At 36.4% G+C, this 22,156-nt stretch carries 22 protein-coding genes; 21 read left to right on the forward strand and 1 reads right to left on the reverse strand.

Going from position 1 to position 22,156, the window contains the following annotated elements:
- Positions 1–3 precede the first annotated feature (3 nt).
- Positions 4–639, forward strand: coding sequence for a thiamine diphosphokinase (locus CD172_RS08930; protein ID WP_103346146.1), 636 nt, complete (start codon positions 4–6; stop codon positions 637–639).
- A gap of 81 nt (positions 640–720) precedes the next feature.
- Here the strand turns inward: CD172_RS08930 and rpmB are convergent, their stop codons facing one another.
- Entirely contained in the window at positions 721–909 is a 189-nt protein-coding gene (gene rpmB, locus CD172_RS08935) for a 50S ribosomal protein L28 (RefSeq protein ID WP_037564748.1), read from the reverse strand.
- Between the two features lie 440 nt (positions 910–1,349).
- On the opposite strand from rpmB, the gene CD172_RS08940 reads away from it, so the two are divergent.
- From CD172_RS08940 to CD172_RS09035, 20 genes are all read left to right on the forward strand, one after another.
- Positions 1,350–1,724: an Asp23/Gls24 family envelope stress response protein gene (locus tag CD172_RS08940; protein ID WP_037564745.1), complete on the forward strand. Its 375-nt coding sequence runs from the start codon at positions 1,350–1,352 to the stop codon at positions 1,722–1,724.
- Between the two features lie 12 nt (positions 1,725–1,736).
- Positions 1,737–3,395, forward strand: a complete 1,659-nt coding sequence (fakA, locus tag CD172_RS08945; RefSeq protein WP_037564742.1) for a fatty acid kinase catalytic subunit FakA — start codon at positions 1,737–1,739, stop codon at positions 3,393–3,395.
- A 161-nt stretch (positions 3,396–3,556) separates the two neighbouring features.
- Positions 3,557–4,222 (forward strand): L-serine ammonia-lyase, iron-sulfur-dependent subunit beta, encoded by a 666-nt coding sequence (sdaAB, locus tag CD172_RS08950; RefSeq protein WP_060552470.1) that lies wholly within the window; start codon positions 3,557–3,559, stop codon positions 4,220–4,222.
- Between the two features lie 17 nt (positions 4,223–4,239).
- The gene (gene sdaAA / locus CD172_RS08955) at positions 4,240–5,109 is read left to right on the forward strand and encodes an L-serine ammonia-lyase, iron-sulfur-dependent, subunit alpha (protein WP_103346147.1); all 870 of its coding nucleotides are present in this window, start codon (positions 4,240–4,242) and stop codon (positions 5,107–5,109) included.
- 1 nt (position 5,110) lies between these two features.
- Positions 5,111–7,156, forward strand: a complete 2,046-nt coding sequence (recG, locus tag CD172_RS08960) for an ATP-dependent DNA helicase RecG (RefSeq protein ID WP_103346148.1) — start codon at positions 5,111–5,113, stop codon at positions 7,154–7,156.
- Between the two features lie 258 nt (positions 7,157–7,414).
- Entirely contained in the window at positions 7,415–7,975 is a 561-nt protein-coding gene (gene fapR / locus CD172_RS08965) for a transcription factor FapR (protein WP_060550885.1), read from the forward strand.
- A 1-nt stretch (position 7,976) separates the two neighbouring features.
- Complete coding sequence (gene plsX / locus CD172_RS08970) at positions 7,977–8,963, forward strand: phosphate acyltransferase PlsX (RefSeq protein ID WP_103346149.1); 987 nt, start codon at positions 7,977–7,979, stop codon at positions 8,961–8,963.
- Complete coding sequence (gene fabD / locus CD172_RS08975; protein WP_103346150.1) at positions 8,956–9,882, forward strand: ACP S-malonyltransferase; 927 nt, start codon at positions 8,956–8,958, stop codon at positions 9,880–9,882. The genes plsX and fabD overlap by 8 nt, the downstream gene beginning before the upstream one ends.
- A complete protein-coding gene (gene fabG, locus CD172_RS08980; protein WP_060550888.1) occupies positions 9,875–10,612 on the forward strand; it encodes a 3-oxoacyl-[acyl-carrier-protein] reductase in 738 nt (245 codons plus the stop codon). Before fabD ends, fabG begins: the two co-directional genes overlap by 8 nt.
- A 316-nt stretch (positions 10,613–10,928) precedes the next feature.
- The gene (locus CD172_RS08985; RefSeq protein WP_019165520.1) at positions 10,929–11,162 is read left to right on the forward strand and encodes an acyl carrier protein; all 234 of its coding nucleotides are present in this window, start codon (positions 10,929–10,931) and stop codon (positions 11,160–11,162) included.
- A gap of 111 nt (positions 11,163–11,273) precedes the next feature.
- Positions 11,274–12,005: a ribonuclease III gene (rnc, locus tag CD172_RS08990; protein ID WP_060550889.1), complete on the forward strand. Its 732-nt coding sequence runs from the start codon at positions 11,274–11,276 to the stop codon at positions 12,003–12,005.
- A 3-nt stretch (positions 12,006–12,008) separates the two neighbouring features.
- Positions 12,009–15,575: a chromosome segregation protein SMC gene (smc, locus tag CD172_RS08995; RefSeq protein WP_103346151.1), complete on the forward strand. Its 3,567-nt coding sequence runs from the start codon at positions 12,009–12,011 to the stop codon at positions 15,573–15,575.
- Positions 15,576–16,907, forward strand: a complete 1,332-nt coding sequence (gene ftsY / locus CD172_RS09000) for a signal recognition particle-docking protein FtsY (RefSeq protein WP_103346152.1) — start codon at positions 15,576–15,578, stop codon at positions 16,905–16,907. It begins immediately after the preceding gene.
- Positions 16,894–17,226, forward strand: a complete 333-nt coding sequence (locus CD172_RS09005; protein WP_037564722.1) for a putative DNA-binding protein — start codon at positions 16,894–16,896, stop codon at positions 17,224–17,226. Before ftsY ends, CD172_RS09005 begins: the two co-directional genes overlap by 14 nt.
- A gap of 13 nt (positions 17,227–17,239) precedes the next feature.
- Positions 17,240–18,607 (forward strand): signal recognition particle protein, encoded by a 1,368-nt coding sequence (ffh, locus tag CD172_RS09010; protein ID WP_103346153.1) that lies wholly within the window; start codon positions 17,240–17,242, stop codon positions 18,605–18,607.
- 225 nt (positions 18,608–18,832) lie between these two features.
- Positions 18,833–19,108, forward strand: a complete 276-nt coding sequence (gene rpsP / locus CD172_RS09015; RefSeq protein ID WP_037564718.1) for a 30S ribosomal protein S16 — start codon at positions 18,833–18,835, stop codon at positions 19,106–19,108.
- 104 nt (positions 19,109–19,212) lie between these two features.
- On the forward strand, positions 19,213–19,716 hold the full coding sequence (gene rimM / locus CD172_RS09020) for a ribosome maturation factor RimM (RefSeq protein ID WP_103346154.1): 504 nt from the start codon (positions 19,213–19,215) through the stop codon (positions 19,714–19,716).
- Complete coding sequence (trmD, locus tag CD172_RS09025) at positions 19,713–20,450, forward strand: tRNA (guanosine(37)-N1)-methyltransferase TrmD (RefSeq protein ID WP_103346155.1); 738 nt, start codon at positions 19,713–19,715, stop codon at positions 20,448–20,450. Before rimM ends, trmD begins: the two co-directional genes overlap by 4 nt.
- 101 nt (positions 20,451–20,551) lie before the next feature.
- Positions 20,552–20,902: a 50S ribosomal protein L19 gene (rplS, locus tag CD172_RS09030; RefSeq protein ID WP_037564712.1), complete on the forward strand. Its 351-nt coding sequence runs from the start codon at positions 20,552–20,554 to the stop codon at positions 20,900–20,902.
- Positions 20,903–21,186: 284 nt separating this feature from the next.
- Positions 21,187–21,870 (forward strand): phosphatase PAP2 family protein, encoded by a 684-nt coding sequence (locus CD172_RS09035; RefSeq protein ID WP_103346156.1) that lies wholly within the window; start codon positions 21,187–21,189, stop codon positions 21,868–21,870.
- Positions 21,871–22,156: the final 286 nt, after the last annotated feature.

The following is a 22,156-nucleotide window of genomic DNA, read 5'->3' on the forward strand; positions in this document are numbered from 1 at the left end:
TTGATGAAAAAACGTGTTCATTTGTTATGTAGTCAACGTAATATACCAAATCGCTTATTACAAAAAAAGGTTAATGAAGATTGGATAGGCGTAGACCGCGGCACACTCGTATTACTACAATCAAAGATACAACCGGTATATGCGGTAGGTGATTTTGATTCAGTTACAATTGAGGAAAAGCAGTGGATAGAAGCACGTATGAACATTGAAACCATGCCAAAAGAAAAGGATGTCACTGATCTCGCGTATGCTGTTCAAAAAGCATTAGAGATGGGATACAAAAAAATTAAAATTTATGGGGCGACAGGTGGTCGATTAGATCATTTTATGGGTGCCATGCAATTATTAAAACATGCAGATTTTAAAGATAAAAAAATACAACTCATCGATCAACGTAATGTCATTGAATTATTAACGCCAGGCACATACACAAAACGTGTGAAACGTCGGTACCCATACATTTCATTTATTCCAGCCACTGATTATGCGACCTTATCATTAAAAGGTTTCAAATACGAGCTTGATAACAAACATTTAGAACAAGGTGCAACGTTAACCATTTCAAATGAATTTAAAGTCAACGATGCAGAAATCCTTCTACACGAAGGTATGCTGTATCAAATTCGAAGTAAAGATTAAAAAAAATCCCGTGTCTTCCACATAAAGACACGGGATTTACTATATCAAAAATTTCTCAATTGAGAGACGTGCTACTGATAATTACACGCGAGTAACTTTACCAGATTTTAAAGCACGAGCTGAAACCCAAACTTTTTTAGGTTTACCATCAACTAAAATTCTAACTTTTTGTAAGTTAGCATTCCAACGACGTTTAGTTGAGTTTAATGCGTGTGAACGGTGGTTACCCGTTGACGCTTTACGGCCTGTTACGAAACATTGTTTACCCATCATCGTACCTCCTTTAAGAAATACAAATACACTTTGCTACTACATACTAAGGTAATATACCATATTCAAATTTTTAAAGCAATAAAAAATAGATGATATATTAGAAAATACTTTGTGCATGACGTACTTTCTGATATAATCTTAAATTGTGATTAAATATTTGCATGTTTACAAAATCTTTAAATAAGGTAGTTCCTTATGGAAAGGTTTAAATAAATTTAGTAAGATAGATATAAATATGTAAATCGATACTAATGGGAAAGTATGTTAGTGAGACATAAGTGCATTATTTTTAATGTACGTCAACAAAAATGAATGGGTATATAAGGTGTTATGTTTTCTAACTTCCGATAAACGAATTCGAGATCAAACATCTAAGGTCATCCAAGTTATTTCTTGTAACTCCATATATACAAGTGTTGAATAAGGAGGCGTTATTTATGTCATTAGAAATTACAAATGATTACGGCAGCATAGATATTTCAAACGAGGTAATTGCATCAGTAGTAGGTGGCAAAGCAGTGGAATGCTATGGCATCGTTGGAATGGCTTCACGTCAACAAGTTCGTGATGGGTTAGCAGAAATTTTAGGTCATGAGAACTACGCGAAAGGTATTGTAGTTAAAGAAGATAACGGTATTTTGGATGTAGATATGTATATTATAGTCAGCTACGGTGTGAAAATTTCTGAAGTAGCGCAAAATGTACAAGCTACCGTGAAGTATACACTTGAACATACACTAAAATTAAAAGTGAATTCAGTAAATATTTTTGTACAGGGCGTGCGTTTTAATAACGACGGTAATGACAAATAGGAGGACATTCGGATGGTTACGAAAATCAACGGTGATTTATTTGCCGAAATGATTATACAGGGAGCACAAAATTTATCTAATAATGCGGATATGGTAGATGCATTGAATGTATATCCAGTTCCAGACGGGGATACAGGAACGAATATGAATCTTTCAATGACGTCAGGTAGAGAAGAAGTTCAAAACAATCCTACGCACCATATCGGGGAATTAGGTAAGACATTTTCTAAAGGTTTATTGATGGGCGCACGTGGTAATTCAGGTGTTATTCTGTCACAAATTTTTAGAGGATTTTCTAAAGCATTAGAAAATGAAAAAGAAATTGATGCGCAAGGCTTTGTTAAAAGTTTCGAAGCCGGTGTTAACACAGCATATAAAGCAGTCATGAAACCTGTTGAAGGTACTATTTTAACAGTGGCTAAAGATGCTGCGCACGCTGCGACAGAAAAATTAAATGATACAGATAACTGTTTAGAAATTATGGAACATGTCTATGAAGCAGCGTTAAAGTCACTTGAAAATACGCCAAATCTACTCCCGGTTTTAAAAGAAGTTGGCGTTGTTGATAGTGGGGGTAAAGGCTTAACACTTGTTTATGAAGGTTTCTTGATGGCCATGAAAGGCGAAAAAATTGAAAAGAAAGCACCTAGCGTTGATAAAGAAGCATTTTTTAATGATGAACATGACTTCCATGGTGTCATTAATACCGAGGATATCGTTTACGGTTATTGTACTGAAATGATGGTGCGCTTTTTACCAGGAAAAGCAAAATTTGATGAAACTACATTTAGAGATGACATGAGTCAGTTCGGTGATTCTTTACTTGTGATTAGTGACGATGAAATTGTTAAAGTCCACGTTCATACTGAAACACCAGGTGAGGTATTCACGTTCGGCCAAAAGTATGGTGAATTAATTAAAGTTAAAGCTGAAAATATGCGTGAACAACATCGTGAAGTTTTACGTAAAGAAGCTGCTAAAGCTAATGATGCCGAGGCAGAGTCAAATGAACCAGTTGAAACAGCTATTATTACAATTTCAATGGGCGATGGCATTACAAAACTATTCAAATCGATGGGTGCCACGCATGTGATTAGTGGCGGACAAACTATGAATCCTTCTACTGAAGACATTGTGAAAGTTATTGAACAAAGTGGTTGTAAACGTGCAATTATTTTACCTAATAACAAAAATATTCAAATGGCAAGTCAACAAGCTGCTGAAATTGTTGATGTTGAAGCAGTGGTTGTACCTACAAAAACCATTCCACAAGGTATTACGGCGATGTTCAATTACGACAGTACGGTTGATTTAAAACAAAATCAAGACGTAATGACGTCAGCATTAGAAGATGTGAAGTCTGGGTCGATTACGTATGCGGTACGTGATACTAAAATTGACGGTATTACTATCGAAAAAGATGCGTTTATGGGCTTAGTTGAAGATAAGATTGTTGTAAGTGATAAGGATGTTCACGTGACGTTACAGAAAACATTAGACAAAATGTTAGATGAAGATAGCGAAATTTTAACGATTATCGTTGGTGAAGAAGCAACTGAAGCACAAACAGAATGGATTGAATCCTATATGGAGTCGAACTATGAAGATGTGGAAGTTGAAATTCAACAAGGTCAACAACCAATCTATCCTTATTTTTTCTCAGTTGAATAAATTTTTTAAAGTCACAGGATATGGGTATAAACCATTAACCTGTGATTTTTTTGGAATAATATATGCGCATTTGTAATCAATATCACAATATTTCAATACATGAAAATGCTTGTTATAATGTGAATGTCTTGCATTAATTTGCAACTAGGGGGAATGAAATGATGAAATATAAAAGTGTTTTTGACATTATAGGTCCTACGATGGTTGGCCCATCGTCTTCTCATACAGCTGGTGCTGTGCGTATAGGTCTCGTTGCAAGAGATTTATTTGGCAAGCAACCACAGCAAGCAGATATTTATTTATATGGTTCATTTATGGAAACATATCGTGGACACGGTACCGATGTTGCACTTGTTGGTGGACTTTTAGGTTATGATACGGACGATAGTCGTATCGAAAGCAGTCTTGAAACAGCAAAAGCAGAAGGTATGCGTATCAATTTCATTGAAATGGCGGAAGAGCGGGCACACCCGAATACAGCGATTATTGATATGATTGATGGTGACCATCATATATCGGTTGAAGGTGTCTCTATTGGTGGCGGTAAAATTGAAATTGTTGCCATTAACGGTTTTAAATTAGCAATAAGTGGCAATTATCCAACATTACTCGTTTTTCATCAGGATACATTTGGTACGATTGGTAAAGTGGCAAATATCATTGGTGATCATAGTATCAACGTTGGTAGTATGCAAGTGGCACGTAAAGAAAAAGGTGACCAAGCACTGATGACATGTGAACTTGATGAAGATATAAGTGAAGCAATTTTAAATGAAATTCGTCAAGTACCTGGTGTAGTAACAGTCTCCTTAATGGGTGATGCGTAAATGATGGAGGGGATAGCATGTTTAAAAATGTTAAAGAACTAATCGCTAAATGTGAAGCTGAAGATAAAGCGATTTATGAAGTGATGATGGAGCAAGAAATGGCCGTTACGGGTTTAACAAAAGAAGAAGTCTATGCTCATATGAATAAAAACTTAGAAACGATGGAAAATGCTGTTGAAGAAGGTATCAATGGTGTCACTTCAAAAACAGGCTTAACTGGCGGTGACGCAGTATTAATGAAACAGTACATTGAAAGCGGTGGTTCTATCGCTGGAGATACGTTACTTGATGCAGTTAGTAAAGCGGTTGCGACAAATGAAGTCAATGCAGCGATGGGGAAAATATGTGCGACACCAACAGCCGGATCAGCTGGTGTAGTGCCAGGGGTGTTATTTGCATTAAAGGATAAATTACAACTTTCACGTACAGATATGTTAAACTTTTTATTAACATCAGGGGCGTTTGGATTTGTAGTAGCCAACAATGCGTCGATTTCTGGTGCTGCTGGCGGTTGTCAAGCTGAAGTGGGTTCTGCAGCAGCGATGGCAGCTGCCGCAGTAGTTGAAGCTGCGGGCGGTACACCAAGACAATCTGCAGAAGGTTTTGCGATTTGCATGAAAAATATGCTGGGCTTAGTATGTGACCCAGTCGCAGGATTGGTTGAAGTTCCATGTGTTAAACGAAATGCTGCTGGTGCTTCCAATGCTATCGTTTCAGCTGATATGGCGTTAGCCGGTATTGAATCACGTATTCCAACGGATGAAGTCATAGATGCGATGTATCGTATTGGGCAAACGATGCCGTCTGCATTACGTGAAACAGGACGTGGTGGCCTTGCAGGTACGCCTACAGGTCAACGCCTCAAACAACAAATCTTTGGTGATTAATATGACAAAAGTAAACCTCATTGAAAATCCTTATGAGTTAAAGGACATCAAAGGGTTGGGGCCGAAACGGCTTCAAATTCTTAATGAAATGAATATATGGAGTATACAAGACTTAATACTTCATTTGCCAACGCGTTATGAAGATAATTCACTTGTTGATTTAAATGACGCTGATAATGAATCTACAGTGACAGTACAAGGTGAGGTCTATTCCTCGCCAACTGTCGCTTTTTTTGGACGTAATAAATCTAAACTAACAGTACACGTCATGATTAACGGCATTGCAGTGAAAGTTGTGTTTTTTAATCAACCTTATCTTAAAAAGAACATTCAACTACATCAACCTGTCGTGATTAAAGGCAAATGGCTCAAACATAAACAAGAGATTAACGGCACTAAAATGATGTTTGATCTATCTCAAGTAGAAGCGGCACAATTCACTCCTATTTATCGCGTGAAAGAAGGATTGAAACAAAAACCGCTTAACGACATGATTCAGAAAACCTTAAAAGACGTGACGATTCATGAGTGGCTACCTAGCGATTTACGCAAAAAATATAAATTAGAAACATTAAATGATACTATAAATGCTTTGCATCAAGCTAAAGATAAGCAATCATTGCTAAAAGCACGCCGGACATTTGCATTTACTGAATTTTTTATGTTTGAATTACGCATGCAATGGTTAAATCGTCTTGAAAAAGCGTCAGATCAAGCGGTAGAAGTCGATTATAATCTGGATGATGTTAAACGATTTATCGACGGGCTGCCATTTGAATTAACAGAAGGTCAAAAAACAAGTGTCAATGAAATTTTTAGAGACTTAAAAGCGCCTATACGCATGCATCGATTACTACAAGGAGATGTAGGATCTGGTAAAACAGTCGTTGCTGCAATATGTATGTATGCGTTAAAAACAGCTGGCTATCAATCTGCATTGATGGTACCTACAGAAATACTGGCCGAACAACATGCAGAAAGTTTAGCGCAATTGTTTGGTGACAAAATGAACGTTGCATTATTAACAGGTTCCGTTAAAGGTAAAAAGAGACGATTATTACTTGAACAATTGGCACAAGGTGAGATTGATTGCGTTATTGGAACGCATGCACTCATACAAGATGACGTTGTCTTTCATAATGTTGGACTTGTCATTACAGATGAGCAACATCGGTTTGGTGTTGAACAACGACAAAAGTTACGTGAGAAAGGAGCATTAAGCAATGTGCTCTTTATGACGGCTACACCGATTCCAAGAACGTTGGCAATCTCCGTTTTTGGTGAAATGGACGTATCATCTATCAAACATTTACCAAAAGGACGAAAACCCATTCAAACTTATTGGGCTAAACATGAAGCCTATGAACAAGTTTTAAGTCAACTTAACAATGAATTGAAAAAAGGACGTCAAGCCTACGTTATCTCACCACTTATTGAAAGTTCTGAGCATCTTGAAGATGTACAAAATGTGATTGCACTCTATGACGATTTAAAAATACAATTACCTGAAGCGCGAATTGGAATCTTACACGGTAAGGTGACTTCAGATGAAAAAGATCAGGTCATGCATCAATTTAGTGCGCATGATATAGATGTACTTGTTGCAACAACTGTTGTAGAAGTAGGAGTAAACGTTCCAAATGCAACTTTTATGATGATATACGATGCTGATAGATTTGGCCTGTCGACATTGCATCAATTACGAGGACGTGTCGGTCGAAGTGAACATCAAAGTTACTGTGTATTGATAGCCTCACCCAAAACTGAGACAGGTATTGAACGTATGCAAATTATGACACAAACGACGGATGGATTCGAATTGAGTGAGCGAGATCTAGAGATGCGTGGTCCGGGAGACTTTTTTGGAGTGAAACAAAGTGGACTTCCAGATTTTCTAGTTGGCAACATCGTTGAGGATTATCGAATGCTTGAAGTGGCAAGAGACGAAGCGGCAGAATTGATTCAAAGCGGTGTGTTTTTTACATCGCAATTTGATAAATTACGTTCGTTTATAGAAGATAATATGTTACATCAACGCTTTGATTAAATGTAACATTCTGAGCATTAAGACGTGAGAAACCGTACTTAATGCTTTTTTACTATTATCCATAGTTTCCTTTAACAAATGGTCTAAAACAATGGTGATTAAAAGCCTATATTTTCATAATGCATAAGTTATCGAACCGTTAAGGTGTAAAGATATACTGTAAAATTACTGTATTAAATTATTTTGAAGTTCTCTAGATGCATGGTAGAATGGTATTGAGTTCATTAAGACTTGGTACTAAATAGGGGTGGCATAAACATGAAAAGAACGAAAAATGAACGACGGGAAATGATTCAAAAAACAATAGAACAAAACCCCTTTATTACTGATCAAGCATTGAGTGACATGTATGAAGTGAGTATTCAAACCATTCGTCTCGATAGAAGTCAGCTCAACATCCCTGAACTAAGAGAACGTGTTAAACGTGTTGCTAAAGATCAGTATGAAAATATTAGTTCATTAGAGAATCAAGATATTATAGGTGATGTTGTCGCACTCGAAGCAAATCAATATGCCAAGTCAGTATATACGATTACGAAACATGATGTTTTTACGCGCAATCGTGTTGCGAGAGGTCACGTGGTCTTTGCGCAAGCGAATTCTCTTTGTGTGGCATTGATTCAACATGAATCTGTACTGACAAAAGAGAGTCACATTCACTTTGTAAAACCTGTTTATTTAGGTGATGTTGTGATTGCTGAAGCACACGTTGAATATCATGATGATAAATATTATGAAATGACTGTACGCTCGTACGTTCATAATACAAAAGTTTTTGAAGGAATTTTTAAAATGTATTACATAAGTGAGGATGAATAACATGATTAAAATTGCTGTAGATATGATGGGTGGAGACGACGCACCTGATATCGTGTTAGAAGCAGTTGAAAAAGCAGTGAATGACTTTGATGATTTAGAGATTTTATTATTTGGTGATCAAGCACAATGTACGATAAATCATCCACGTGTACATGTGCGTCATACAACAGAAGCTATTTCAATGGAAGATGAGCCCGTTCGAGCGATTAAACGAAAAAAAGATAGTTCTATGGTAAAAATGGCTGAAGCTGTTAAAAATGGAGAAGCAACAGCATGTGTATCTGCTGGGAATACAGGCGCATTGATGTCTGCTGGATTATTTATTGTTGGACGTTTACCTGGCGTATCAAGACCTGCTTTAGTCGTTACGTTACCAACTGTAAAAGGTAATGGTGTAGTCTTCTTAGATGTTGGTGCAAATGCCGATGCAAAAGCAGAACACTTATATCAAAATGCAATCTTAGGTCATATTTATGCGCAAAATGTGCGTAATATTGAACAACCACGTGTCGCTTTACTTAACATTGGTACAGAAGCTCAAAAAGGAAATAGCTTAACGAAACAGGCATACGCATTATTAAAAGATTCTGATACGCTTCATTTTGTAGGGAACATTGAAGCTAAATCTATCTTGGAAGATGATGCAGATGTGATTGTTACAGATGGTTACACTGGTAATATGATTCTGAAAAATTTAGAAGGTATTGCGAAGTCATTTGGCAAAATTATTAAAGGGACATTAATGTCTAAATTTAAAAATAAAATCGCACTTCTTATTATGAAAAAAGATATTAAAGCCATCGCAAAACAACTTGATTATTCAGAGTATGGTGGTTCTGTACTATTAGGTTTAGATGGTGTTGTTGTAAAAGCACATGGTAGTTCTAACGCAAAAGCGTTCTACTCTGCAATTAGACAAGCTAAAATTGCAAGTGACACCAAAATTGTGGACATTATGCGTGAAAAGGTAGGAGAAAAAGATGAGTAAAACGGTATTTATGTTTCCAGGTCAAGGTGCGCAAAAAGTAGGTATGGCTGCAGATTTATATCAAGCAGATCCACGTGCGACACAGATCTTAGATCAAGCACAAGCAAGTGTCGATTTTGATTTACTCCAAACAATGTTTAAAGATGAACATGGTGTGTTAGGTCAAACTGAAAATACACAGCCCGCACTACTTACGCATAGTATGGCATTATATGAAGCCATGGGACGCCCGCAAGCAGATTTCACCATTGGTCATAGTTTAGGCGAGTACTCAAGCCTTGTTATGAGTGGCGTATTAAAATTTGAGGATGCTGTAAAAATTGTACGTCGTCGTGGTGAATTAATGGCTAAAGCGTTTCCAGATGGTGTTGGAAGTATGGCCGCTGTACTCGGGCTTTCTTACGATGAAGTGAAAGCCATTTGTAATGATCTTTCTACAGAGGAAGCCATTGTTGAACCGGCAAATATTAATTGCCCAGGTCAGATTGTTGTGTCTGGGCATAAATCAAAAATTGATGAATTCGTCGAAAATGGTAAAGCATTAGGCGCAAAACGCGTGATGCCGCTTCAAGTTTCAGGACCTTTTCATTCATCAATGATGAAAGTAATTGAAAAAGATTTCGAAGCCTATACGTCAACGTTTGAATGGTCAGATGCAACGGTTCCTGTCGTTCAAAATGTGCATGCGCAAGGTGAACAAAATGCTGAGACAATTCATCAACATATGATTGAACAGTTGTACTCACCGGTTCAATTTATCGAATCTGTGGAATGGTTGATTGCACAAGGTGCAGATCACTTCGTAGAAATCGGACCGGGTAAAGTTTTATCTGGTTTAGTTAAAAAAATAAACAGAGATATCAAATTAACTTCGATTCAAACGCTCGAAGATGTAAAGGAATGGTTAAAACATGACTAAAGTAGCATTAGTAACAGGCGCGTCAAGAGGTATCGGACGCAGTATCGCATTACAATTAGCTGAAGAAGGATTTAACGTTGCAGTTAACTATGCAGGCAACAAAGAAAAAGCAGAACAAGTCGTAGAGAGCATTAAAGAAAAGGGTGTTGAAGCATTTGCTATTCAAGCGAATGTTGCGAACCCTGATGAAGTTAAAGCAATGATTAAAGAAGTCGTTAGCCAATTTGGTTCAGTCGATGTTTTAGTCAATAATGCAGGAATTACGCGTGACAACCTATTAATGCGTATGAAAGAACAAGAATGGGATGATGTTATTGATACAAACTTAAAAGGTGTGTTTAACTGTATTCAAAAAGTGACACCTCAAATGTTACGCCAAAAAGGTGGACGTATCATTAACTTAACAAGTATCGTCGGTGCAGTAGGTAACCCAGGTCAAATTAATTACGTTGCTTCAAAGGCGGGTGTGATTGGTATGACGAAAACTGCAGCACGTGAACTTGCTTCACGCCATATTACAGTGAATGCTGTTGCACCAGGATTCATCGTTTCTGACATGACAAATGCTTTGAACGATGACTTAAAAGAAGGTATGAAATCACAAATTCCTTTAGGTCATTTCGGTGAAGATACAGATATCGCTCATACTGTTGCCTTTTTAGCATCTGATAAAGCGAAATACATTACAGGCCAAACTATCCATGTGAATGGTGGTATGCACATGGAGTAATTGAGGTTCACTTAAGTTCCGCATCATGTATTTAAGTTTTACGAGAACATTCAATGCATGATGCGATATGCAACCTCTCAATGATTAACGAACAATCATTCAGAAAAATGAATGCTGAAACCCTCGTAGGTATCATCACTTTTAAATTGATGAAACATCGTTAAAATACAGTAGTTTTTGCATGAGAATGGTTGTATTTATGGAGATAAAATGGCAAAATAAAAAAGTCTAGTATTTCTTGAATTTGTGATACCGTCACGTTATGTGACACACAATTCGATGAAGTACATCGACTTTTTAAAGGAGGTGAAACACTGTGGAAAACTTCGATAAAGTAAAAGATATCATCGTTGACCGTTTAGGCGTTGATGCTGACAAGGTAACTGAAGATGCTTCATTCAAAGATGATTTAGGCGCAGATTCACTTGACATTGCGGAATTAGTAATGGAATTAGAAGATGAATTCGGTACAGAGATTCCTGATGAAGAAGCTGAAAAAATCAACACAGTTGGAGACGCTGTGAATTACATTAATACACTTGAAAAATAATTCTTTTCATCTGAGTCGTGTTCTCGACTCAGATTTTTTACTAATCATTTATAAGGCAATCCAACTACATCAAATCTTTAGTAGAAATGTGAATTAAATGGAGGAAACTGAATGGCGAAATTACGAAAACAAACGCTGATTAAAGCTTTTGAACATAACTTTAAATTAAAAATGAAAGAACTTGATTTACCCTTTCGTAATTTAGATATATATCAACAAGCTTTTTCACATTCGAGTTTTATTAATGACTTCAATATGGAACGCTTAAGTCATAATGAACGTTTGGAATTTTTAGGAGACGCAGTATTAGAATTGACGGTATCACGCTTTTTATATGAGAAATACCCTGATGTTCCTGAGGGTGACCTAACAAAAATGCGTGCAACAATCGTGTGTGAACCATCACTTGTAATATTTGCGAATAAAATTAATCTGAATCAACTCATTCTGTTAGGAAAAGGTGAAGAGAAAACAGGTGGGCGTACGCGACCTTCATTAATTGCAGATGCGTTTGAAGCCTTTGTAGGCGCACTTTATTTAGATCAAGGTCTTGAAGTTGTTGAACGCTTTGCGAATGCCATTATTTTCCCATATGTTGAAGATAATGCATTGAGTGGTGTTGTTGATTTTAAAACACAACTTCAAGAAATGGCACATCAAACGTTGCGAAGTTCAGTATCCTATCGCATGATCAAAGAAGATGGTCCTGCGCATCATCGTCAATTTACGTCAGAAGTACTTTTAGATAATGAAGCTGTGGCGTCTGGTGTGGGGCGTACGAAAAAAGAATCTGAACAAAAAGCAGCAGAAAAAGCGTTACTACAACTGTCAAATAAGGAGTAACATATGGTTTATTTAAAATCTATTGATGTCGTTGGCTTTAAATCTTTTGCAGAACCAACACAAGTTCAATTCGATAAAGGTGTTACTGCAATTGTAGGGCCAAATGGTAGTGGTAAAAGTAATATTACAGATGCAATTAAATGGGTACTCGGTGAACAATCAGCGAAATCTCTACGTGGTAGTAAAATGGAAGATGTCATTTTTTCGGGTGCTAAACATCGTAATGCACAAAATTTTGCAGAAGTTCAATTAAGTTTAGATAATCAAAAAGGTTTACTCAATTATGATGCAGAGCATGTTGTGGTAACGCGCCGTTTATATCGCAGTGGCGAAAGTGCGTTTTTCATTAATAATGAACGTCAAAGATTAAAAGATGTCGTGGAGTTATTTTTAGACTCTGGTTTAGGAAAAGAAGCATTAAGCATCATTTCACAAGGACGTGTAGATGAAGTATTAAATGCGAAGCCAATTGATCGTCGTCAAATTATTGAAGAATCTGCTGGGGTATTAAAATATAAAAAACGGAAAGCAGCTTCCGAAGAGAAATTGGGACAAACTGAAGATAATTTAAATCGGGTAGAAGATATTTTATATAATCTTGAAGGGCGTGTAGAACCTTTAAAAGAAGAAGCAGCAATCGCAAAAGAATATCTTCAATTATCGGAGACATTAAAAGAAAGTGATATAAAAGTCACAGTGTCCGATATTCAGTCTTATCAATCTCAAATTCGTACCCACGACCAAGCATTAAATGACCTACAAAGTGAACAAGCGTCCATTCAATCGAAAAAGTCAGACGTATCAAGAACGATTCAAAAGACGAAAGGTGAACGTCACCAAATAGATCAAAAACTTGAAACGTTAAATCATCACTTAATTCAAGTTACTGAAAGTGTAGAAAAAGTTACAGGTCAATATAAATTGATTGAGGAACGTCAAAAAAATCAATCTCAAACGAATGCACGTATTGAAGAAGAACAAGACAGTTTAAATCATCATCAAAAACAATTGCTTGCACAACGTGATGAAGTGGATAAAACAATAGTGCAATTAAAACAACAAAAACAAACACTTGCTACTGAGATTCATGAACTTGAAGTCGCATTTGAAAAAAGTGATGAAAATCATGAAGAAACGTTAGAAGCTTTAAAAGATGACTACTATGCTTGTATGTCTAAACAATCAGAAGTCAATAATGATATTCGTTTTTTAGAGCGTACGATAGAAGAACATAAATTAAAACAATCACGTTTAGATTCGAGATTAACTGAAGCTTATAAACAATTAAAAGAAGCACAACAACATATTTCTGAAATAGACATTCAAAAGCGCGAAAAAGAAACGCAACTTGAAGCGGTGGCAAAACAAAATAAAGCGCTTGAAGCTCAATTATCAGAAATAAAGGCTGAGCATAAAGCGTCTGAGGATAAATTATATCAAGCCTATCGATACACGGATCAATTAAAATCACGTATAGAAGGTTTACGCATGCGTGATAATGAAATGGCTTTTTATTATCAAGGTGTCAAAGCGATATTAAATACCACCCATCTTGAAGGTATTCATGGCGCGGTGGCACAAAATATTGATGTACCTTCAAATATGACTGTTGCAATTGAAACGGCTTTAGGTGCTACAATGCAACACGTTATTGTGGATGATGAGAAAGTGGCACGTAGCGCGATTCAATTTTTAAAACAAAAGAAAGCCGGCCGTGCAACATTTTTACCATTATCTGTCATTAAACCTAAACACATTGAACCGTCATTAATTAAAGAAGCATCTTCTTTGGAAGGGTTTATAACGGTTGCAAGTGACGCAGTGAAAACGGATAAACAATATCAAAACGTTATTCAAAATTTATTAGGACGCACTATTATTGCTGATACCATTGCACATGCCAATGCGATAGCGAAAGCAATACATTACAAAATACGAATTGTGACATTAGAAGGTGATGTCGTTAACCCAGGTGGATCTATGACTGGTGGGGGTACACAACAAAAGCAATCTATTTTAAGTCAAAAGCAAGACATTCAACGTCTTGAATCACAGTTAGAGACCTATACTACGCAAACTCAAGAACTTGAGACACGTTGCCAAAATTATAAGAAGCAACAAAATGAATTGAGCGATGCATATGTTAAGGTGCAACAGCAACACAATCATTTAAAACATGCGATTCATGATTTATCTTTAGAACAAGACCGTCATCAAGAAATTGAACAACGTCTTAAAGCAGAACATGAAGAATTTGAATTCGAAATGAATGATGGTTATCAAAGAGATAATAGTGAAGCTACACTTCAATCAAAACAAAATGAACACGCGGCGTTAGCTTCAAAACTTGAAGCACTCAACACTCAAATTCAAGCTTTATCCAACCAATCGAAAGAAGATAAGGAAAAACAATCGACGTTACAACAGACGCTGCATCAAAAGCAATCAGACTTAGCGGTGATTAAAGAGCGCTTAAAAGCCCAACTTGGAGAACAAAAAAGATTAGATCAAGAAAATGAAACAGTGACTGCACAACTACAAAAACTCCAAGAACAATATGAACTTATCAATTCTGAAGATGGTAACGATGATGCGACATTGTCAGCGTTAGAGGAAAAAATTAACGCTTTTCAAAATGAGAAGCAATCGTTAAATGAGCAACAAGATCAGTTACGTCAACATCGTTTAGAGACGGAACATTTAATTGAATCAAATGAAAAAGCGTTAGAAGATATTCATCAACAATTGTTAAATATTGAAAATCAATATCAAGATATTAAATCAGCACAATCAAGGTTAGACGTTTTGATTGATCATGCATTAACACACTTAGATGAAAAATATCATATGACGTTCCAATATGCAGAAACGCATTATGCATCTAAAGAGGAAGAGATTTCTGCATTGCGCCAAAAGGTAAAACTCACTCAAATGACGATAGACGAATTAGGACCGGTCAATTTAAATGCGATTGAACAATTTGAAGAAGTTAATGAACGGTATACGTTTTTATCTACGCAACAGAAAGATTTGAGAGAAGCCAAAACGACACTCGAACAGATTATTGCAGAAATGGATGCAGAAGTGACAGAACGTTTCAGTACAACATTTCATGCGGTTCAAAAACATTTTTCAGACGTGTTTAAAGCTTTATTTGGTGGCGGTGAAGCTACATTAAGTTTAACTGATGATGATTATTTAACTGCAGGGGTAGAAATAAAGGTACAACCACCTGGGAAAAAATTACAACATCTTTCATTATTAAGTGGTGGTGAACGTGCGTTAAGTGCAATCGCCTTACTTTTCGCAATTTTAAAGGTGAGATCTGCGCCATTTGTTATACTGGATGAAGTGGAAGCGGCATTAGATGAAGCCAATGTCGTACGTTATGCGCAATTTTTACGGGATTTATCACATGAAACGCAGTTTATTGTCATTACGCACCGTAAAGGAACGATGGAAAAGTGTGACCGACTATATGGTGTGACAATGCAAGAATTAGGTGTTTCAAGACTGGTAAGTGTCAATTTAAATACAATTGATGATGTCATGAAGGAGGAACAAAGCTAAATGAGCTTTTTTAAACGACTCAAAGACAAATTTAGTGGACAAGATATTGAAAAAGATTTTGGGAAAATGGATGATTTTGAATCCGAGCGTAAAAATGAAGGACACGAGGAAGTAGAATGGCGTGATGAGAATCAAGATTTCGAACGTCAAGTGGAAACGCGTCCGAGTCAAACTGAAAATACGCACATGCAAACACATCCTACGCAATCTGAAACTTCAAACCTAAATGAACCATCGCCCAAAAAGAAAAAGTTAAAAGCAAACGAAATTGATTGGAAAGATCAAAGTTGGGATGATGATTTCGAAGATGATGGACTGATGTCTATTGAGGAATTTGAAGAACTTGAAGCTCAAAAAATAGGAGCCAAGTTCCGTGATGGATTAGAGAAATCACGTGAAAATTTCCAAACGCAATTGAACAATTTAATTGCACATTATCGTACCGTAGATGAAGACTTTTTTGAGGCATTAGAAGAAATGCTTATTCAGGCAGACGTTGGTTTCAATACGGTAATGGAACTCGTTGATGAGTTGCGTATGGAAGCCAAACGTCGTAATGTGACAGAGACTGAAGATTTACGTGAAACAATCGTTGAAAAAATGGTAGAAATCTATCATCAAGAAGACGATAAATCTGAAGAAATGAATTTAGAAGATGAACGTTTAAATGTAATTTTAATGGTGGGCGTTAATGGTGTAGGGAAAACAACGACGATTGGTAAACTTGCACACCGTTACCAAGCACAAGGTAAAAAAGTCATGCTTGCTGCTGGCGATACATTCCGTGCTGGAGCTATTGAGCAACTTCAAGTATGGGGAGACCGTGTAGGCGTTGAAGTGATTCGTCAAAAAGAAGGATCTGATCCTGCAGCAGTCATGTATGATGCCATTAATGCGGCTAAAAATAAAGGTGTAGATATTTTAATTTGTGATACAGCAGGTCGTTTACAAAATAAACAAAACTTAATGAATGAGCTTCAGAAAGTGAAACGTGTGATAGGACGCTCGATTCCTGAAGCACCACATGAAGTTTTATTATGCTTAGATGCGACTACAGGTCAAAATGCCTTAGCGCAAGCCAAAGCGTTTAAAGAAGTCACAGACGTCACAGGTATCGTATTAACAAAACTAGACGGAACAGCTAAAGGTGGTATTGTGCTTGCGATTCGAAACGAGTTACACATTCCGGTAAAATATGTTGGTCTAGGTGAGAAGTTAGATGATTTACAACCATTCAACGCGGAAAGTTATGTATATGGCCTGTTTGCTGATATGATTGAAGAAAGTGTAACGACAGATGAAAATGGTGACGTAACGGATGAGCGACAATGATTTAATTAAAACAATTCGTATGAATTACTTATTTGATTTTTATCAATCCTTGCTAACTGAAAAACAGCGCAATTATTTACGCTTATTTTATTTAGAAGATTATGCATTAAGTGAAATCGCAGAAACGTTTGATGTGAGTCGTCAAGCCGTTTATGATAATATAAGAAGAACTGGCGACTTAGTAGAAGATTATGAAACGAAACTAGGGTTATATCGACGTTTCACACGCCGTCAAGAACTCTATCAATTAATGAAACAATCGCTTGAACAACCTGAAACATTAAAGCATTATATTAAAGAATTAGAAGACTTAGAATAAGGAGGGTCACTTTATGGCGTTTGAAGGGTTATCCGATCGACTGCAAGAGACGATGCAGAAAATAAAAGGTAAAGGTAAAGTGACAGAAGCAGACATCAAGTTAATGATGCGAGAAGTACGACTTGCATTACTTGAAGCCGATGTTAACTTCAAAGTAGTTAAAAACTTCGTCAATACTGTATCTGAACGTGCACTTGGTTCTGACGTAATGAAATCATTAACACCAGGACAACAAGTGATTAAAATCGTTCAAGAAGAATTGACAACATTAATGGGTGGCGATAATAGTCGTATTAATATGGCTAAAAAACCTCCAACTGTGATTATGATGGTTGGTTTACAAGGTGCAGGTAAAACAACAACTGCGGGTAAGCTTGCACTACTTATGCGTAAAAAATACAATAAAAAACCGTTACTTGTTGCGGGTGATATTTACCGTCCAGCTGCGATTAATCAATTACAAACGGTAGGTAAACAAATTGACATTCCAGTATATTCTGAAGGTGATCAAGTACCGCCACAACAAATTGTTGAAAATGCATTAAAGCATGCCAAAGAGGAACATCTTGATTTTGTCATTATCGATACTGCAGGTCGTTTACACATTGATGAAGCATTAATGAATGAGCTTCAAGAAGTGAAAGAAATTTCTAAACCTGACGAAATTATGTTAGTCGTTGATGCGATGACAGGTCAAGATGCTGTCAATGTCGCAGATTCTTTTGACAAACAGCTCGATGTCACAGGGGTGACACTTACAAAACTTGATGGGGATACACGTGGTGGGGCTGCACTTTCAATTCGTGCTGTCACACAAAAACCAATTAAGTTTGTAGGTATGAGTGAAAAAATGGATGGCTTAGAATTGTTCCATCCAGAACGTATGGCATCGCGTATTCTAGGCATGGGTGATGTATTAAGTCTTATTGAAAAAGCCCAACAAGATGTAGATGAATCAAAAGCAAAAGATTTAGAAAAGAAAATGCGCGATTCATCATTTACGTTGGAAGATTTCTTAGAACAACTAGATCAAGTGAAAAACTTAGGACCTTTAGATGATATTATGAAAATGATACCTGGCATGAATAAAATGAAAGGTATCAACAATTTAAAAATGAGCGATAAACAAATTGATCACATTAAAGCGATCATTCAATCCATGACACCTGCAGAGCGTGAAAATCCCGCGAAACTCAATATCTCACGCAAACGTCGTATCGCTGCAGGATCAGGGCGTTCATTACAAGAAGTCAACCGCTTATTGAAACAATTTAATGATATGAAAAAGATGATGAAACAATTTACTGGCGGTGCTAAAGGTAAAAAAGGTAAACAAAGTCAAATGCAAAATATGCTAAAAGGTATGAATTTGCCATTTTAGGATGTATAAGGAGTAGTGCTACGGAGAGAGGCCGTAGTGCTATTTCTTTTTATGTCGCTATACGTCGAAAACCATTTGGGCTCGATGAAAAGCATTATGATATCTATCGGCGTAACAAATTTTTTAATTGGTAAAGTATTTTCTCTTTACAAAGTCTCGAAAGCCTGTTATTATAATTTCTTGTAGATAACAAAACTATTGAAAATTTAAAGGAGCGTATTATAAATGGCAGTTAAAATTCGTTTAACACGTTTAGGTTCAAAAAGAAATCCATTCTACCGTATCGTAGTTGCAGATGCTCGTTCACCACGTGATGGTCGTATCATCGAGCAAATCGGTACTTACAACCCAGCAGCAGTGAATGCACCTGAGGTTACAATTAATGAAGAATTAGCACTTAAATGGTTAAAAGACGGTGCTAAACCAACTGATACAGTTCACAACATTCTTTCACGTGAAGGTATCTTAAAAACGTTTGACGAACAAAAGAAAGCAAAATAATTCTAAAGTTCATGAACGTAGGTGAGACGGCGAAATCAAATTGAAGTGTTTGATTTTACGTCTCACTTTTTTTATACATTATTTTGAATGAGGAGGCCCAATCGATGAAAGTAGAAGTGGGTAAAATCGTTAATACTCATGGCATCAAAGGGGAAGTCAAAATTCAATCTAATTCAGATTTTACAGATGTACGTTTTCAGCCAGGTGAAATGCTTGAAGTAAACGATAAAGGTCGAACGGTGTCACTCACTGTTAAAACACATCGTATGCATAAAGGATTGCATATGCTCACATTTGAAGGCTTTAATAATATTAATGATATAGAACATTTAAAAGGACAATCATTATATCAAGAGCGCGATCATGAAGAAATCGAATTAGCAGAACACGAATATTACTACTCAGACATTATTGGTTGCACAGTGTTTGATGGCGCGCGTCCAATAGGTCGTGTCACTGAAATTTTTGAAACGGGTGCCAATGATGTTTGGGTTGTAAAAGGTGATAAAGAACATTTAATTCCTTATATTGCTGATGTTGTAAAAGACATAGATATTGATTCTAAACGTATTGTCATTACACCAATGGAAGGATTGTTAAATGAATGAGAATTGATTATTTAACATTATTTCCGGAAATGTTTGAAGGCGTGTTAAATGCTTCAATTTTAAAGCGTGCACGTGAAAAACAAATATTACAAACACGTACCATAAATTTTAGGGATTATGCGAATAATAAACATAACCAAGTAGATGATTACCCATATGGCGGTGGTCAAGGGATGGTATTAAAACCTGAACCCATCTTTAATGCGATGCGTGATTTAGATACAACTGAGCATACACGTGTGATTTTGATGACGCCACAAGGCCGACGTTTTGATCAACAACAAGCAGAATCACTCGCAAAAGCCGACCACCTCGTATTTATCTGTGGGCATTACGAAGGATATGATGAACGTATTAGAGAGACACTCGTGACGGATGAGTTTTCAGTTGGCGACTTTGTCCTTACAGGTGGAGAATTACCTGCAATGGTAATGACAGACGCTATCGTTCGCCTCATACCAGAGGTGTTAGGAAATCAAGTGTCACATGAAGATGATTCATTCTCAAGTGGATTATTAGAATATCCACAATATACGCGTCCTAGAACATTTGAAGGCCATGATGTACCGGATGTATTACTTTCAGGCAATCATGCCCATATTGAAAAATGGCGTCGAGAACAGTCTTTAATACGAACATTAGAAAAGAGACCGGACTTACTCGAAAAATATCCATTAACGAAAGAAGATAAGAAAATTGTAGAATCACACAAAAGAACATTGAAAATGGAATAAAACTTTGCTACAATATTCTGAGTGTGAAATGCACAAAAATCACTATGATCCGCTGCTATATGATGTCAAGGCAAGAACATAGGTTGAAGGAGAGTATAAAAATGACAAACCACAAATTAATCGAAGCAGTAACGAAATCACAATTACGTGACGATATCCCAACATTCCGCGCTGGTGATACTTTACGTGTACACGTTCGTATCGTCGAAGGTACTCGTGAGCGTATCCAAGTATTCGAAGGTGTTGTAATTAAACGTCGCGGTGGCGGTATTTCTGAAACTTTCACAGTTCGTAAAATTTCATCTGGTGTAGGTGTTGAACGTACGTTCCCATTACACACACCAAAAATTGAAAAAATCGAATTGAAACGTCGTGGTAAAGTACGCCGTGCGAAACTTTACTACTTACGTAGCTTACGTGGTAAAGCAGCACGTATCCAAGAAATTCGCTAATACATGTTTAAAGCTTGAATGTACATCTATTAATGATGGATATTCAGGCTTTTTTATTTTGCCTTCAAATGTCATTACGACTAATGGATGATATTTAATTACGTCTTAATGTGTATGTGATCTAAATGGAAAGAGGATATACTATAAAAAATATACTATAAAGGGGGAAGGTTCATTTCATACGGAGATTTAAAATACAATAGTAAGAAATGAAACTATTTTATTTTAAATTTTGTAAGTTTACACTGAGTGAATAAATGCATACGTATAAATGACCGACAAATATGAAAGTAACTTCAATGGTCAGCAGTTTGATTTTTATTATTATAATGAGCAGTGTGGCATTGCGTTTTGAGCTAACGTATGTATTAGATCACGGCGTATTTAATTGGATGATGGCACATTTTGGGGAGCCACAAATGGTATTCAACCATGGTTTGTTTAATGATTATATGACGTTTGTTGCCACTTATGGTGATGTCCTTACATTTGTTATTTTAACGATAATCGGGGCAGTCATCTTAATGGTAAAAAAGTATTATTTATTCGCATTGTGGATGCTCGCCACTGTCGCAAGTGGTGGCATCATAGGATTTATATTAAAAGCGCTTTTACATCGACTACGTCCTTATGATCATTTATTAAATGATACAGGATTTTCATTTCCAAGTGGACATTCACTATCAAGTACATTATTTATCATGTTAATAGTTTTAGTGTTTATACCAAAAATCAGACAGCAGTTTTTACGATGGAGTTTGGTCGCAGTTGTGATGATATTATGGATGAGCATTCTTTTTTCAAGACTTTATTTCCATGCCCATTTTATTACAGACGTCATAGGTGGCGTTACATTTGGTTTATTCTGGGTGAACATGTCTCTAATGCTATACCAATTATATAAACAACGATTTGATGTAAGCAAATATATCAAGAATGCCAAAGCATTTCACATCGTTTATCATTAAAACGTTTACAATAGGATAAGCACAATAAATACAAATGTATGCAGTTAAGTTTGGAACTTAACTGTGTTTTTTATGCGAATATATAGATAACTTAAATTACGCTTAAATAGTAAATTTATTAAAAAATGCCCTTATAACTTGTGTTACAATGTTCAAAGTTTGTGATTAATTTTATAAGGTGGGACAGAATTGAAAAAGTTTACAGTTTTAATATCTATTTTTATTTTATTTACACAGCTTTTACCAATGGGAAATGTGCATTAGCACAAGACTTAACCTAGTCCCT

This window comes from Staphylococcus agnetis (assembly GCF_002901865.1).
Taxonomy (GTDB): domain Bacteria; phylum Bacillota; class Bacilli; order Staphylococcales; family Staphylococcaceae; genus Staphylococcus; species Staphylococcus agnetis.